16 protein-coding genes are annotated in these 15,431 nt (G+C 71.5%); 3 read left to right on the top strand and 13 right to left on the bottom strand.

Annotation, left to right across the window (positions count from 1 at the left end):
• Positions 1 to 72 precede the first annotated feature (72 nt).
• The 12 genes from lgt to FCN22_RS13175 all read right to left on the bottom strand — a co-directional run bounded on the left by lgt (position 73) and on the right by FCN22_RS13175 (position 11,978).
• Positions 73 to 1,047 (bottom strand): prolipoprotein diacylglyceryl transferase, encoded by a 975-nt coding sequence (gene lgt, locus FCN22_RS13230; protein WP_137122020.1) that lies wholly within the window; start codon positions 1,045 to 1,047, stop codon positions 73 to 75.
• Positions 1,044 to 1,778 (bottom strand): DsbA family protein, encoded by a 735-nt coding sequence (locus FCN22_RS13225; RefSeq protein WP_137122019.1) that lies wholly within the window; start codon positions 1,776 to 1,778, stop codon positions 1,044 to 1,046. The genes lgt and FCN22_RS13225 overlap by 4 nt, the downstream gene beginning before the upstream one ends.
• 18 nt (positions 1,779 to 1,796) lie before the next feature.
• Positions 1,797 to 2,297 carry a DoxX family protein gene (locus FCN22_RS13220; protein WP_238384722.1) on the bottom strand — a complete coding sequence of 167 codons (501 nt, stop codon included), beginning with the start codon at positions 2,295 to 2,297 and terminating at the stop codon, positions 1,797 to 1,799.
• On the bottom strand, positions 2,294 to 3,100 hold the full coding sequence (gene trpA / locus FCN22_RS13215) for a tryptophan synthase subunit alpha (RefSeq protein ID WP_137122018.1): 807 nt from the start codon (positions 3,098 to 3,100) through the stop codon (positions 2,294 to 2,296). The genes FCN22_RS13220 and trpA overlap by 4 nt, the downstream gene beginning before the upstream one ends.
• Entirely contained in the window at positions 3,097 to 4,302 is a 1,206-nt protein-coding gene (gene trpB / locus FCN22_RS13210; protein WP_152186462.1) for a tryptophan synthase subunit beta, read from the bottom strand. Before trpB ends, trpA begins: the two co-directional genes overlap by 4 nt.
• A 71-nt stretch (positions 4,303 to 4,373) precedes the next feature.
• Entirely contained in the window at positions 4,374 to 5,186 is an 813-nt protein-coding gene (trpC, locus tag FCN22_RS13205) for an indole-3-glycerol phosphate synthase TrpC (protein ID WP_137122017.1), read from the bottom strand.
• Positions 5,187 to 5,228: 42 nt separating this feature from the next.
• Positions 5,229 to 5,507, bottom strand: coding sequence for an HGxxPAAW family protein (locus FCN22_RS13200; RefSeq protein ID WP_202911563.1), 279 nt, complete (start codon positions 5,505 to 5,507; stop codon positions 5,229 to 5,231).
• A gap of 49 nt (positions 5,508 to 5,556) precedes the next feature.
• Complete coding sequence (locus tag FCN22_RS13195; protein ID WP_137122016.1) at positions 5,557 to 6,228, bottom strand: Trp biosynthesis-associated membrane protein; 672 nt, start codon at positions 6,226 to 6,228, stop codon at positions 5,557 to 5,559.
• Entirely contained in the window at positions 6,225 to 7,844 is a 1,620-nt protein-coding gene (locus FCN22_RS13190; protein ID WP_137122015.1) for an anthranilate synthase component I, read from the bottom strand. The genes FCN22_RS13195 and FCN22_RS13190 overlap by 4 nt, the downstream gene beginning before the upstream one ends.
• Entirely contained in the window at positions 7,841 to 8,209 is a 369-nt protein-coding gene (hisI, locus tag FCN22_RS13185; protein WP_137122014.1) for a phosphoribosyl-AMP cyclohydrolase, read from the bottom strand. Before hisI ends, FCN22_RS13190 begins: the two co-directional genes overlap by 4 nt.
• Before the next feature lie 110 nt (positions 8,210 to 8,319).
• A complete protein-coding gene (locus FCN22_RS13180) occupies positions 8,320 to 10,128 on the bottom strand; it encodes an ABC transporter ATP-binding protein (RefSeq protein ID WP_137122013.1) in 1,809 nt (602 codons plus the stop codon).
• Positions 10,125 to 11,978 (bottom strand): ABC transporter ATP-binding protein, encoded by a 1,854-nt coding sequence (locus tag FCN22_RS13175; RefSeq protein WP_137122012.1) that lies wholly within the window; start codon positions 11,976 to 11,978, stop codon positions 10,125 to 10,127. Before FCN22_RS13175 ends, FCN22_RS13180 begins: the two co-directional genes overlap by 4 nt.
• A 93-nt stretch (positions 11,979 to 12,071) precedes the next feature.
• On the opposite strand from FCN22_RS13175, the gene FCN22_RS13170 reads away from it, so the two are divergent.
• On the top strand, positions 12,072 to 12,719 hold the full coding sequence (locus FCN22_RS13170; RefSeq protein WP_137122011.1) for a TIGR03085 family metal-binding protein: 648 nt from the start codon (positions 12,072 to 12,074) through the stop codon (positions 12,717 to 12,719).
• A 62-nt stretch (positions 12,720 to 12,781) separates the two neighbouring features.
• On the opposite strand, the gene hisF is transcribed toward FCN22_RS13170, so the two are convergent.
• Positions 12,782 to 13,555, bottom strand: a complete 774-nt coding sequence (hisF, locus tag FCN22_RS13165) for an imidazole glycerol phosphate synthase subunit HisF (protein WP_137122010.1) — start codon at positions 13,553 to 13,555, stop codon at positions 12,782 to 12,784.
• 54 nt (positions 13,556 to 13,609) lie between these two features.
• Between hisF and FCN22_RS13160 the strand changes: the two genes are divergently transcribed.
• Positions 13,610 to 14,203 carry a nucleoside/nucleotide kinase family protein gene (locus tag FCN22_RS13160; protein WP_137122009.1) on the top strand — a complete coding sequence of 198 codons (594 nt, stop codon included), beginning with the start codon at positions 13,610 to 13,612 and terminating at the stop codon, positions 14,201 to 14,203.
• Positions 14,200 to 15,390 carry an MFS transporter gene (locus FCN22_RS13155; RefSeq protein ID WP_137122008.1) on the top strand — a complete coding sequence of 397 codons (1,191 nt, stop codon included), beginning with the start codon at positions 14,200 to 14,202 and terminating at the stop codon, positions 15,388 to 15,390. The genes FCN22_RS13160 and FCN22_RS13155 overlap by 4 nt, the downstream gene beginning before the upstream one ends.
• The last annotated feature ends 41 nt before the right edge of the window (positions 15,391 to 15,431 follow it).

Genomic DNA, 15,431 nt, shown 5'->3' with positions numbered 1-15,431 from the left:
AACATGCCGGTGAATTCCCAGTCTCACACAGTCGACACGCGGGACCAGCAAAAACTAAGTGCGGCTGTAGTACTAGGGGCTCGAGTCGTCGGAGTTCTTCGACGCGGTGGCGGTATCTGTCGCGCTGGTGTCTGCAGTTTCTGCGCTCCCGGCAGTGTCGGCGGTGCCCGCGTTATCGGTCGGTTCGGCCGGTCCGGTAGCAGGGACGGTGCGGGGGGCGCCGTCGGGGTGGCGGCGGCCCGCGACGAGGAAGCCGATCAGCCCGGCCAGGAACACGAGGGCACAGACCCAGACGTTGACCCGTTGGCCGAAGATGTGGTTGGCCGGGTCGGTGCGCATCAGCTCGAACACGACGCGGCCGACCGGGTAGAGCATCACGTAGAGAAAGAAGGCGCGTCCCCTGCCGAGGCTTCGGCGACGGTCGATCAGCACGATGGCCGCCGCGATGAGCAGGCACCAGATCGCCTCGTAGAGGAACGTCGGCTGGAAGGTGCCGATGACGATCGGCTGACCCGCCGCGTTGCGCACCGCCGCGCCGGCGCTGTGGTCCCACTCATGGATCTGCAGGGCCCACGGCACGTCCGTGGCGTGACCGTAGAGCTCGTTGTTGAAGTAGTTGCCCCACCGACCGAACGCCTGCGCGACCAGGATGCCGGGAGCGGCCGCGTCGGCGAAGTCGAGGAAGGCGACGTTCTTGCGGCGACACCCGATCCACGCGCCGACGGCGCCGAAGGCGATCGCGCCCCAGATGCCGAGGCCGCCGTGCCAGATCTTCAGCGCGTCGATCGGGTGGCCGCCCTCGCCGAAGTAGGGCTGCCACGTCGTGATGACGTGGTAGATCCGGGCGCCGACGATCCCGAACGGCACCGCCCAGCCGGAGATGTCCAGCGCCACACCGGTCGAGGCGGCACCGCGGTCGTACAACCGGCGACCCGCGACCCACACCGCCACGATGATCCCCGCGAGGATGCACAGGGCATACGCCCGTAGGGCGAGCGGCCCCAGCCACCAGACGCCCGTCGACGGGCTGGGGATGCTCGTGATCACTTCGTGGCGGCCTTGACTGCCTTGTCGAGCGCGCTCGGGTCCTGCATGAAGGAGTTCATGGTCTGGTTGGAGACCGCCTTGCCGTTGATCTTGACCGTCGGCGTGGAGAAGACGCCCGCCTTCTCGGCCTGGGTCTGGACGTTGTTGACGTAGTTCTTGTAGATCTGCGCGTCGACGCACTGGTCGAAGGTCTTCTTGGCGTCGCCCGTGATCCCGGCTGCGGCCCCGAACTGCTTGAGCTGGGCGTCGGTGTAGCCCACACCCTCCTGCGGCTGGTTGGCGAAGACCACCCTGCGGAAGTCCACGAACTTGCCCTGGTCGTCCGCGCAGTAGGCCGCGTTCGCCGCACGCACCGAGTCGTCGGTGCCCGGGCGGTCGAGGATGGTCATCGGGTGGACGACCAGCTTGATGTCACCGTTCTTGGCGAGCTTGTCGAACTCCGCGCCCGATGCGGTCTCCAGGTGCTTGCAGAAGGGGCACTGGAAGTCCTCGAAGAGATCCACGGTGGGCGCATCCGAGGATGCCTTGCCGGGGTAGGCCACCACACCACCACCGTTGGACAGGGCGTTGGCCGACCCCCCGGCGCTGCTCTTGGACTGCTCCGCGTTGACGATGACGACGACCACGATGACGATGATCGCGACCGCGGCGATCACGGCACCGATGAGGACCTTCGAGGGTCCGTCCTTGGGTCTGTTGGCGGCGAGCTTGGCAGAGGCGTCGGGACGCATGGTGAGAGATGCTCCTTGTCAGAACAGTCGTCGGTCGAGGCTGAAGGTGGTCCGAGGTCGCACGGTCAGCCAGCCAGCGCAGATCACCAGTCCGATGTCGCGCAGGATCTCTGGTAGGTAATTCGTCTCAGCGGCCGGAATAGTTCCCCCGCCGCCGAAACAACCACATTCGATGGTCAGGCCGCGGGCCCAGGCGGACGCGATGCCGATGATGAAGGCGATCATCAGCAGACCGCCGATGACTGCGGCGATGCGGGTGAACAGGCCGAGGATGAGCAGGACGCCCGCCACGATCTCGACGATCGGCAGGACCAGGCCCACGGTGCCGGCCAGGTCGTAGGGGAGGATCTGGTAGGCGCGGACGGCGCGCTCGGCCGCCGTCGGGTCGGTGACCTTGAGCAGCCCGGCGACCAGGACGACGCCGCCGAGGATCAGGCGGGCCGCCAAGCCGATCAGGTCCAGGACGAGGGGTTTGCGCGAAGCTCCCGCCATGGTCTCCGTCTCGCTGGTCCCACTCATCGCGTGTGTCCTTCCCGCACCCCGAGCGCCAGTTCTCGCACGACCGCCTGCAGCCCCGCGAGGCCGTCCGCCGGCGCCGCGGCATCGGCCAGCTGACGCACCAGGACAGAACCCACGATCACCCCGTCCGCAAACCCGGCCACCTGGGCGGCCTGCTCTCGGTCGGAGACCCCGAGCCCGACGCAGACCGGCAGGTCGGTGACCTTGCGGGTGCGCTCGACGAGAACGTGGGCCGCGTCGCCGACGCTGGCGCGCGCTCCGGTGACCCCCATCGTGGAGGCGGCGTAGACGAAGCCGCTCGTCGCCGCCGTGGTCAGGGCGAGGCGCTCGTCGGTGGAGCTGGGCGCCACGAGGAAGATGGGGTCCAGGTGGTGCCGCTTCGCCGCTTCGAGCCACTCGCTCGCCTCGTCCGGGATCAGGTCCGGCGTGATCAGGCCGGAACCACCAGCAGCGGCGAGGTCGGCGGCGAAGCGCTCCACGCCATACCGCAGCACGGGGTTCCAGTAGGTCATGACCACGACCGCTGCGCCGGCGTCGGCGACGGCGCGGACCGCGGTGAACAGGTCCCGCAGCCGGACACCGCCCGCCAGTGCGGTCTCGGCAGCATGCTGGATCACCGGGCCGTCCATCAACGGATCGCTGTAGGGGACGCCCACCTCGATGACGTCGGCCCCGGCCTCCACGACAGCGGTCATGGCCTCGATCGACCCCGGCACGTCGGGGTAGCCGACCGGCAGGTAGCCCACGAGCGCGGCACGCTCCTCCTCGCGCGTGCGGGCGAGGACGTCGGACAACCGGGTCACGACTGGCTCTCCCCGTCCTCGACGAGGCCGAACCAACGCGCGGCGGTGTCGACGTCCTTGTCGCCCCGCCCGGAGAGGTTGACCAGGACCACGCCTTCGGGCCCGAGCTCGCGGCCGACCTCCAGCGCGCCGGCCAGCGCGTGGGCGCTCTCGAGGGCCGGCAGGATGCCCTCGGTGCGGCACAGCAGCGCAAAGGCGTCCATCGCCTCTTTGTCGGTGATCGGGCGGTACTCCGCGCGGCCGGAGTCGCGCAGGAAGGCGTGCTCCGGACCGACGCTGGGGTAGTCGAGCCCGGCCGAGACCGAGTGGGACGGAAGCGTCTGACCGTCCTCGTCCTGCAGCACGTAGGTCTGTGCCCCGTGCAGCACCCCCGGTATGCCGCCGCTGAACCGGGCGGCGTGGTGGCCGGACTCGATGCCCTCACCGCCGGCCTCGAGCCCGATGAGGCGGACCGACGCGTCATCGATGAAGCGGTGGAAGATGCCCATGGCGTTGGACCCTCCACCCACACAGGCGCAGACGGCATCGGGCAGGCGGCCCACCAGGTCGAGCACCTGGGCCCTGGCCTCCACGCCGATGATGCGGTGGAAGTCGCGCACCATCTCGGGGAAGGGGTGCGGACCGGTCACCGTGCCGATGAGGTAGTGCGTGTCCCCGACATTGGTCACCCAGTCACGCATGGCCTCGTTGATGGCGTCCTTCAGGGTGGCGCTGCCGTGGGCGACCGGCACGACCTCAGCACCGAGGAGCCGCATCCGAGCCACGTTGAGCGCCTGTCGCCGGGTGTCCTTCTCGCCCATGTAGACCGTGCACGTCAGCCCGAGCAGGGCCGCCGCCGTGGCGCTGGCCACCCCGTGCTGGCCGGCGCCGGTCTCGGCGATGATCCGCGACTTGCCCATCCGCCTCGTCAGCAGGGCCTGGCCGAGCACGTTGTTGATCTTGTGCGAGCCGGTGTGGTTGAGGTCCTCCCGCTTGAGCAGGACCCGAGCCCCGCCGGCGTGCTCCGCGAAGCGAGGCACCTCGGTGAGGATGCTCGGTCGACCGGTGTAGGTGCGATGCAGGCGCTCGAGCTCGCCCTGGAACGCTGGGTCGGTGGCCGCCTTGAGGCGCGCCTCGTCGAGCTCCTCCAGCGCCGCGACCAGCGCCTCCGGGACGAAGCGACCGCCATACGCTCCGAAGCGGCCCGGGTGCTCCGCCGCCATCATGTCGTCTGGTCGCGCTCCTCGGCTGCGGGTCGCTTCGCTCCGTCCTCGCCGCTCGTCGTCGCCGCTCATCATGTCCCCTGGTGGCGCAGGGCCGGGTGGGCTCCCGCCGCGACCAGGTCGGCGACGGACTCGCGTGGGTGCCCACCGGTGACCAGGCTCTCACCCACGAGCACGGCGTCGGCACCCGAGCGGGCGTAGTCCATCACGTCGTAGGGGCCGCGCACGCCGGACTCGGCGACGCGGACCACACCTGACGGGATCCGGGGCGCCAACGTGGCGAAGGTGCCACGGTCGACCTCCAGCGTCTTGAGGTTGCGCGCGTTGATGCCGATGACCCTCGCTCCGGCGTCGACGGCTCGGTCGAGCTCGCTCTCCTCATGGACCTCGACCAGAGCCGTCATGCCGAGCGACTCGGCTCGCTCCCGCAGCCCGACCAGGGCGTCCTGCTCGAGGGCCGCGACGATGAGCAGCACGAGGTCGGCGCCGTGGGCGCGGGCCTCCCACAACTGGTAGCTGGACACGATGAAGTCCTTGCGCAGGACCGGGACGTCCACGGCTGCACGCACCGCGCGAAGGTCGGCGAGGCTTCCGCCGAAGCGGCGACGCTCGGTCAGGACGCTGATGATGCTGGCACCGCCGTCGGCGTAGTCCGCTGCAAGACCTGCCGGATCGGCGATCATCGCGAGGGCGCCCTTGCTCGGGCTGGTGCGTTTCACCTCGGCTATGACGCCCACGCCCGGCATCCGCAACGCGGCGAGCGCGTCTCGGGCCGGGGGCATCTGGGCGGCCTGGCTCCTCAGGTCGTCCAGAGAGGTCTCGGACTGGCGATCGGCGAGGTCGGCCCGGACACCCTCGAGGATCTCGTCAAGGACTGTGGACACCGGACTAGGCTAACCGGCAGGGATCCTGACTCCGAATCCGCCTCACTCCTGCGTCTGCTGGCGGGCCTGCGACGCATCAGCACTCTGGGACTTCGAGCCCGAGGCGGCGGAGTGCTTGTGCTCGGCCGCGTCGACCCCGAAACCAGCCATGGCCAGCACCTTCCCCGCGACCAGCCCGAGGGCACAGACGACGACCCCGACGATGTCGAGCCACACGATCCCGAAGCCGATGCCGAAGCAGATCACCGCCGCCCCGACGAGCAGGACGCCGACCGCCGTCCAGGCTGCGACGCTCTGACCGTCATCGTGATCTGCAGCCATGGTGGCGTTCTCCTTGCGCTGTCGAGTGGTGGCCTTGGGCGTCATTGTGTCAGGCAGAGCCGTCGCCGCGGTGACGACCCTCCGGCTTCGGCCTGCCGGGCACGTCCCGGCCGGCGTCATCCCGGGTCGGGTCCGAGCCTTCGGACAGCTGGTCCCACGCGCTGCGCGCCCGGGGCTGGGCGGCTGGCGCGTCATACCGCTTCGAGAGCCCGCTCCATCGCCGGCCCGCAGCCAGGGCAAGCACGCCGCCGACGCCCATCGCCAGGCTGGCCGCCGCCGCGATCCACGGCCACACGGTGGCGTGGCCGCTGGCCGGCACCGTGCCGGTTCGCCCGGTCGTGGTGGCGGCCAGCTCGCCCAGAGAGGCGCCCGGGTCGAGCAGGATGCGGATCACGACGACCAGGGCCAGCGCGGCGGCCAGCGTCGTCGCGAGCGCGGCGACCACTCGCACCAGCCGACCGGCAGTGGCGGCGGCGACGGCCGCTGCGGCACCGACCAGGGCCGCACCGAGCACGCCCTTGGCCACCTGCGAACCCGTGCCGTGGATGGCACTCGCCCCGAGGACCGTGTCGTCCACGTTGCCCTCGAGCCAGACGCGTGAGCCGGTGACCAGCAGGACGGCGGCGCCCACGAGGACGAGCACCAACACCACGCGCTTGGACAGCAGCCGGTCGGTCCAGCCGTTCCGGCGGCCCGGTTGCTCGTCGGCCCCGGCGCTCACGGCGCCCTCAACCCCGTGGCGGCGGCCACGGCCCGCAGCGCGGCGGCAGCCTTGTTGACGCTCTCCTCGAACTCCAGCTGCGGCACCGAGTCGGCGACGATGCCACCACCGGCCTGCACGTGGGCCACACCGTCGCGGATCACGGCGGTGCGGATCGCGATGGCCATGTCGAGGTCTCCCGCGAAGTCGAGGTAGCCGACGACGCCGCCGTAGATCCCCCGCCGGCTCGGCTCGAGCTCGTCGATGAGTGCCATGGCCCTCGACTTCGGCGCCCCGGACAGAGTGCCGGCCGGGAACGTGGCGGCCAGCACGTCATACGCGCCGCACTCGTCGCGCAGCTCGCCGACCACGGTGGACTCCAGGTGCATGATGTGGCTGTAGCGCCGGACCTGCATGAACTCCACGACGTCCACGCTGCCTGCGGCGCAGACCCGTTGCAGGTCGTTGCGCGACAGGTCGACCAGCATGACGTGCTCGGAGCGCTCCTTGGGATCGGCGAGCAGGTCCTCGCCGTTGGCGACATCGGCCTCGGGCGTTGCGCCGCGTGGCCGCGAACCGGCGATCGGGTGCGTGATCGCGCGTCGGCCGGTCACCTTGACGAGCGCCTCCGGGCTGGACCCCACGACGTCGTATGACGACCCGTCCGGTGCCGGGAGGCGCAGCAGGTACATGTAGGGGCTGGGATTGGAGGCACGCAGCGCGCGGTAGACGTCGAGCGAGTCCGCCGGGCAGGGCACCGAGAACCGTTGGGACAGCACGACCTGGAACACCTCGCCCGCCCGGATCGCCTCCTTGCCGGCCTCGACGACGGCGTGGAACTGCTCGGGCGTGTGGTTGCTGGTCGGCTCCGGCCCGGCCGGCTCGATGACGGCCACGGTGCTCGGCGCGGGCGCCGCGAGGTCGGCCGTCATCTGGTCGAGCCGCGCGACCGCGTCCTGATGTGCCTCGGCCATCCGCTCGTCGGTGGCGTCGTAGTTGACCGCGTTGGCCACGAGCAGCAGCGAACCGTCGGCGTGGTCGAGCACCGCGAGTTCGGTCGCGAGCATCATCGCGAGCTCGGGCAGGTGCAGCTCGTCAGGGGCGTTGTCCGGCACCTTCTCCCAGCGGCGGACGGCGTCGTAGGTGATGGCCCCGACCATCCCGCCGGTCAGCGGCGGGAGACCGGGCAGTGGAGGCGTCGACAAGGTCTCGACGGTGGCGCGGAGGGCGGTCAGCGGGTCGCCGTCGACCGGCACACCGACCGGGGGCTCCCCGATCCAGTGGGCCCGCCCGTCGCGCTCGGTCAGGGTCGCCCGGCACGCGGCGCCCACGATGGAGTAGCGCGACCACACGCCACCGTGCTCGGCGGACTCGAGCAGGAAGGTGCCGGGACGGTCCTTCGCGAGCTTGCGGTAGACGCCGACCGGAGTCTCCGCGTCGGCGAGGAACCGCCGGACGACGGGGATCACGCGGCGGTCTCGTGCCTGCTCGGCGAACCCTTCGAGCGAGGGCCAGGTCACGCCATACCGCAGGTCCGGCGTCGGCGTCGCCGACCGCCCGGTGTCGGCCGGGCCCGGCTGCCCGCCACCTGGCGTGGCCTGCTGCGCCGTCGCTGGGGTCGTCGGGGCGTTGCTCACGGTCGGGCTCCCTGCACCGCGGGGAGGTCACGGCCGTCGAAACAGCTGTGCGTGCCGGTGTGGCAGGCCGGACCGACCTGGTCGACCCGCACCAGCAGTGCGTCGCCGTCGCAGTCGAGGGCCACGCCCCTGACGTGCTGCAGGTGGCCGGAGGTGTCGCCCTTGCGCCAGTACTCCGCGCGGCTGCGCGACCAGAAGGTGACACGGCCGCTGGTCAGGGTGCGGCGCAGTGCCTCGTCGTCCATCCAGCCGACCATGAGCACCTCGCCGGTGTCATGCTGCTGAACCACGGCACACACCAGCCCCGCCTGGTCACGCTTGAGGCGAGCGGCGATCGAGGGGTCGAGGGAGGGGCTGTCAGGCACCGCTCCATTGTGCCGTGCTCCCAGGCGGGCGCCCGACCGGGCGCCCACGAGCGTGTGTGCGGCAGCTGACGTCACCTGTGACGCGCTTTGCCTCACCGATCGCGGTGGTATCAGCCGGTCTGCTGCGCGGCCCAGGAGGCGTGCAGGCCGGCGTAGACGCTCCCCCGTTCCTGCACGAGCTCGTGGTGCGGCCCGCGTTGCACGATCCGGCCACGGTCGACCACGATGACCTCGTCGGCGGCCTCCGCGGTCGACAGCCGGTGCGCGATCGCGACCGACGTCCGCCCCCGGGTCAGTCCCTCGAGGGCGCGCTGGATGCGCACCTCGGTCGACGGATCCACCGCCGAGGTCGCCTCGTCGAGCACGAGCAGGTCGGGGTCGGCGAGGTAGGCCCGCGCCAGCGCCACGAGCTGGCGCTCCCCCGCCGACAGGGACTCGCCGCGCTGGCCGACCCGGGTATCCAGTCCGCGCGGCAGGCCCGCCAGCCACTCGTCGAGCCCGAGCTCGGTGATCGCGAGCCGCACCTCGTCATCGGTGGCCGTCGGCCGGCCGAACCGGACGTTGTCGAGCAACGTGGTGTCGAAGAGGAAACCCTCCTGCGGCACCATCACGATCCGACTGCGCAACGAGTCGAACCGGACGTGGCGCAGGTCGACCCCGTCGATCCGCACGGCGCCGTGTCCCGGGTCCATCAGCCGGGTCAGCAGCTTGGCCAAGGTGGTCTTGCCCGAGCCGGTCTCGCCGACGACGGCCACCCTCGACCGGGGCGCGATCTCGAGGGCGACGTCGCGCAGCACCGTCTCGCCGCCCGGGTAGGCGAACGACACGTCGTCGAACTCGACGGTGATCGGCCCGCGCGGTAGCCGCACCCCGGCCTCACCGGGGTCGGCCACGTCCGCCGGGGTGTCGATGACCGCGATCACCCGGCGCCACCCGGCCACGGCGTTCTGCATCTCGTTGAGGATCTCGGTCGCCGTCTGGACCGGCTGGGTGAAGAGGTTGACCAGGAAGAGGAACGCCAGCAGCTCACCCAGGCTGAGGTGCCCCCGCACCGCGAGGACCGTCCCGACGACGATCACGACGGTGGTGGTCAGGCCCGAGACGAGCTGTCCGGTGGTGAAGGCGAGGACAGAGCGCGCCTGGGCGCCGATCGCCGCGCGCCGGTGGGCCTCGATGGCCGAGTCGAGCCGGGCTGCCGTGCGGTCCTCCACGCCATAGGCCCGGATGGTCGCCGCCCCGACAACCGACTCGGCCACCGCCCCGAGCAGGTCCCCGACCCGTTCGCGGACAGCCGTGTAGGCCCGTCCGACGATGCCCTGGAACTTGCGGATGATGAAGAACAGCGGCACGAAGCAGGCCCACACGACGAGCGCGAGCACGGGGCTGTAGACCAGCATCAGCACGGTGGCTACGGTGAGCTGCCCCAGCGACACGATGAACATCAGCCCGCCGAACTGGACGAACTTGGAGATGGTGTCGACGTCGCTGGTCACCCGTGACACGAGGGAGCCGCGCCGTTCGGTGTTCTGGGTCAGCACCGACAGGTCGTGGATGTGCCGAAACGCCTTGATGCGCAACGTGGACAGGCCACTCTCTGAGGCGCGGAACAGTCGGATGTTGACGAAGTACGACGTCACCGCCGTCAGCAGCACACCGACGGCGGCCACGGCCACGAAGAACACCACGATGCCGACGTCGGGGCCGCCCGGCGCGAGGATCCCCCGGTCGGTCGTCTGCTGCACGACGAACGGCACGAGCACCCGGCCGATCGTCGAGACCAGGGCCAGCCCGATCGTGACGAGGATCCCCTTGCGCAGCTCGGGCGAGAGCTCCAGCCCGCGCCGCAGCGTCTGCCCCGTGTCCAGGGTCGGGCCGTCGGCGAGGTCTGTGGACCGGCGCGGTGTGGTGGTGGCGCTCATCGCTGCTCGCCCGCGTCGACCAGGGAGGCCGACTCCTCGTCGGCGGCCACCGCCGCGCGTTCCTCCGCCTCCCGCGCGTATGCCGTGACGAGCCTCCGGTAGCCGGTGCACCGTGCCATCAGCTCGTCGTGCGTGCCATGGTCCACGACGCGGCCGTGGTCGAGGTAGACCACGTCGTCGGCGAGCCTGATCGTGGCCATGCGGTAGGCCACGACGAGCACGGTGGTGCCGCTCCGACCGGTCCGCAGCCCGGCCAGGATCGCCTGCTCGACGCTGGGGTCGACAGCACTCGTCGCGTCATCGAGGACGAGCAGTCGCGGCTCGCGGATCACCGCACGTGCCAGGGCGATCCGTTGCCGTTGGCCGCCCGAGAGCGACGCCCCTCTCTCTCCTACGCGCGTCTCGACACCCTCCGGCAACGCCGCCACGAACTCGTCGGCCTGCGCCACGCGCAGGGCCTCGCGGACCTGCGCATCGTCGTACGGGGCACCCAGGGTGACGTTGCCGCGCACGCTGTCGTCGAACATGAAGGTCTGCTGGGCGACGAGCGCGCCGACCTCCGGGATCCCGCCCCTGGTCACCTCACGCAGGTCGATGCCGTCGAGGGCGACGACACCGGTGTCCGGGTCCACGAGCCGCAGGACGAGCGACGTGAGCGTCGACTTGCCCGAGCCGGTCGGACCGACCAGCGCCGTGGTCCCTCCGGCAGGAAGGGTGAGGGTCACCTCGCGGACCGCGGGTTTGTCCTTGTCGACCCTGGCGTCGTCGCGGCTGACGTCGTAGCCGTAGCTGATCCCGGTCGCACGCACCCCTGCCGCGCCGTCGCGCGGCAGGTCGCCATCGCCATACGGCATCTGCCCCTCGGCTTGCAGGACGCGGTTGACGCGGTCGAATCCGACCACGGTGCGCGGCAGTTCGGACAGCACCCAGCCCAGGGCTCGGACGGGGAAGGCAAGGATCGAGAAAAGGTAGGCGATCTGCACCACCTCGGCGGCGCCGATCGCGCCAGAGGCGACCCGCGCGGTGCCGAAGCCCAGCACGGCGAGCGTGCCAAGGGTGGGGATCGCCTCGATCACCGGGTCGAAGGTGCCGCGGGTCCGGCCGACCTCGATGTTGGCGTCACGCAGCCGGTGGGTGACGTGGGTGAACCGGGTGGCCTCCTGCTCCTCGCGTCCCATCGCCTTGACGACCAGTCCCGCCTCCAGGCTCTCGTGCGCCACCTCGGAGACCTCGGCGCGTAGCTGTTGCGCGAGCGTCACGCGCGGCGACATCCGGCGCTGGAATGCGAGGTTGGCCAGGAAGAGCGCCGGGAACACGAGCAGACCGATCACCGCGAGCACCGAGTCGACGGCGAACATCTGCACGATGCCGACAGCGAGCATGACGAGGACGCCGACGGCCATCGGCAACGGGTTGAAGACCTCCCAACTCGCCTCGACGTCGGCGTTGGCGTTGGACAACAGCTGTCCGGAGGGGTGTCGGTGGTGCCAGGACAGCGGCAGCCGGAGGTACTGCCTGGTTACCCGCCGCCGGTACATCGCGCTGAGGTTGAAGAAGGTGACCCCGGCGCTGATCCGGCGCACGATCACGCCCAGGACGTTGAGCAGGGTCACTCCGCCCAGCAGCAGGCCGGCTGACCACAGCTGCCCGGCGGTGACCTCGCCGGCCTGGATCGCCGGGCTCACGACCTCGCGCGTGACCTTGCCGATGGCCCACGCGGTGGCCACGGTCATGACGCCGTAGAGGGCGCTGCCGAGGACGGCGAGCGCGAACCACCGCGGCTGCTGGCGGATCCCGGTGCCGAGGATGGAGAGGCCACGACGCAGGCTGGGCGGGGTCGCCGACGACACGTGTCCTCCGGGATCGGTGAAGGTGGGGTGGGACGAACCAGCCTCTCACGCTCCGACCCCCGGGCCGCGTCGTGACGATGGCAGGATGAGCCTATGGCCCACCTCGCCCGGCTCGAACGCCAGTCCCTCTGCGACACCTTCGAGCGGGTCGGCCGGGACGCACCCACTCTCTGCGACCCGTGGCTCACCCGTGACCTGGCGGCCCACCTGGTCATCCGCGACCGCCGGCCGGACACGGTGATCGGTTCAGCCGTGCCACAGGCGCCCGTCCTGGGGCAGCACGCGCGGCGCACCCAGGACAGCTACGCCGCGCAGGACTGGCCGCACCTGGTGGACCTGGTCCGCTCCGGGCCGCCCCGGTGGTCGCCGGTCTCGATCGCACCTCTCGACGAGGTGGTCAACCTGGTGGAGTACTTCGTCCACCACGAGGATGTGCTGCGTGCCGGTGAGGCGCCCGTGCGGCGTGACCTCGACCCCGACCTCGAGGCCGCGCTGTGGTCGACCCTGACCCGGATGGGACGCGTGTTGCTGCGTGGCTGCCCGGTCGGCGTGGTGGCGGTCACTCCGCAGCACGGTCGCCGCCAGCTGCGGTCGCCCCGCGACCAGGGCAGCGTCGTCCTGCGCAGCAGCCCGGGCGAGCTGGTCCTGCTCGCCTTCGGCCGTGGTCGCGTCGCCGAGGTCGAGGTGGACGGGCCGCCCGCGGCCGTGGCGGCCTTCGAGTCGTCCGACCTCGGTCTCTGACCGCCATATCCTTTCCGCCGCAGAGGGCGGCACGAGGCGGCGTGGTCGGTGGAGTCGGAGGGTCAGCGGACCGGTATGCCGTCCGCGCGCAGCGCGTCCTTGACGTCCCCGACGGACAGCTCGCCGAAGTGGAAGACGCTCGCCGCGAGGACGGCGTCCGCCCCCGCCTGCACCGCCGGCGGGAAGTCGGCCGCCCGGCCAGCCCCCCCGCTGGCGATCAGGGGCACGCGCACCTCGGCACGGACCCGGCGGATCAGGGGAAGGTCGAAGCCCTCCTTGGTGCCGTCGGCGTCCATCGAGTTGAGCAGGATCTCGCCGGCGCCGAGCTCGGCGGCCCGCGCGCACCACTCCACCGCGTCGAGGCCGGTCCCCCTGCGGCCGCCGTGCGTCGTCACCTCGAAGTCCTCCGTGGCCGCACCGGTGTCGTCGCGTCTGCGTCGGACGTCGGCCGAGAGCACCAGCACCTGGGACCCGAAACGGTCGGCCACGCGCGCGATCAGCTCCGGGTCGGCGATCGCCGCCGTGTTGACGCCCACCTTGTCGGCGCCGGCACGCAGCAGCCGGTCGACGTCCTCGACCGTGCGCACGCCGCCGCCCACGGTCAACGGGATGAAGACCTGCTCGGCGGTGCGGCCCACCACCTCGTAGGTCGTCTCGCGGTCGCCGCTGCTGGCCGTCACGTCGAGGAAGGTGAGCTCGTCGGCCCCCTGGGCGTCGTAGCGCTGGGCCAGCTCCACCGGATCCCCGGCGTCGCGCAGCCGCGCGAAGTTGACGCCCTTCACCACCCGCCCGGCGTCGACGTCCAGGCACGGGATGACGCGGATGGCAACGCTCACCGCTCGAGCCTATCCAGCAACGAGTCGACGAGCCGACGCGTCTAGGGTGCGGACATGCCACCGGGACCGTCCGCGTCGACCCTCGCGGCCGTCACCGACCTCGTCGCGCAGACCGGACCGCGGTGCGGCAGCACGTTGGTCGTCGCGGTCGACGGCCGCAGCGGCGCCGGCAAGACCACCTTCGTCGAGGCGCTGCTGGGTGCGCTCACGGACGCGGTGCTGCCGACGTCGGCCCCGTCGAGGCGCCCGCAGCTGCTCCACCTCGACGACCTCTACCCGGGCTGGGACGGCCTGGCCCGGGGGGTGCGGCGGCTCCACGACCAGGTGCTGCAGCCGCTCTCGCGCGGTGAGCGGGCGGCATACCGGCGGTTCGACTGGCTGGAGGGGCGAGACGGCGAGACGGTCACCCTCCCTCCCACGGGGCTGCTGGTCGTCGAGGGTGCAGGGTGCAGCGTCCCGCCGTGCGCCGCCCTCGAGTCGGTCCGGGTCTGGCTCGACGCGGCCGGGGACACCCGCCGCTCGCGCGCGCTCGCCCGCGACGGCGAGAGCTACCGGCCGCACTGGGACCGGTGGGCGAGGCAGGAGGAGTCCCTCTTCGCCCGGCACCGGCCCCGCGACCACGCCGACCTCGTGCTGGACACCACGTGACCGCGCCGGCCACGCGCCGCCCGCCGTGGCTCCTCGCGCTCGCCCTGGTGGCGGTGTCGATCAACCTGCGCGCGGTGATCGCCAGCGTGCCGCCGCTGGTCGACACGATCGAGGCCGACCTGCACCTGTCGAGTGCCTGGTCCGGTGCCCTCACCACCCTCCCGGTCCTGTGCATGGGGCTGTTCGCGCCGCTGGCTGCCCGACTCGGCCGACGGGTCGGCCCCGCCGGAGCCGTCCAGCTCGCGACGGTGGGCGTCGTCGTCGGCTGCCTCCTGCGCCTGGCCGGTGCCGAGATCTGGACGCTGTATGTCGGCACGTTCGTCGCCGGGGTCGGTATCGCCATCGCCGGCACGCTGCTGCCCAGCCTGGTCAAGGAGCTCTTCCCGCCACAGCGCGCGGGGCTGGTCACCGGGCTCTACATGCTCTCCATGATGGGTGGCGCCGCGCTGTCCTCCGCGCTCGCGGTCCCCTTCTCACACTGGCTCGGCTCGTGGGAGGCGTCACTGGCCTCGTGGTCGCTGCTCGGGCTGGTGGGCGCACTGGCCTGGCTGCCCGTCTCCGCCCGGGAGCGCACGCAGCGTGCCACCTTTGCTCCTCCGGACGATCCGCACCGCCTGCCGTGGCGTCACCTGACGGCGTGGGCGGTGGCGGCCTACCTGGGCGTGCAGTCGTGGCAGTTCTACTCCAGCCTGGCCTGGGTCGCGCCTTCCTACGTCGCCCACGGGTGGGCCCCCTCCCTGGCCGGTTACCTGCTCGCGGCCTTCACCCTGGCGCAGCTCGTCTCCGGTCTCGTCGGGCCGGTGCTCACCGACCGGGTGCGTGACCGCCGACTGCTGCTGCTGCCGGTCGGCCTGCTCGGGACGGTTGGCATGTCAGGCCTCGCCTTCGCCCCGGAGGCGGCACCCTGGGCGTGGGTCGTCATCCTGGGTCTGGGGCAGGGCGCGGCCTTCTCACTGGGCCTGGTGCTCCTGGTGGACTACGCCGAGACGCCTTCTGCCAGCGGTCGACTCGCGGCCATGTGCTTCTTCGTGAGTTACACGGTCGCTTCGTTCGGCCCGGCGACGATGGGCGCAGTGCGTGACGCCGCCAGTGGCTTCCACACCGTCTGGCTGGCCCTGCTGTGTCTGATGGCGGTGCAGCTGGGTCTGGCCCTGTTGCTGGGACCTCATCGAGACCGCATCGCCTGACCCCACCTTCGGGTTGACCTCAAGCGCACTTGACGTACGAG

The organism is Segeticoccus rhizosphaerae (genome assembly GCF_005222685.1).
Taxonomy (GTDB): domain Bacteria; phylum Actinomycetota; class Actinomycetes; order Actinomycetales; family Dermatophilaceae; genus Segeticoccus; species Segeticoccus rhizosphaerae.
The sequence above is the reverse complement of the archived record's forward strand: the minus strand, read 5'-3'. Positions and strand labels throughout refer to the sequence as shown.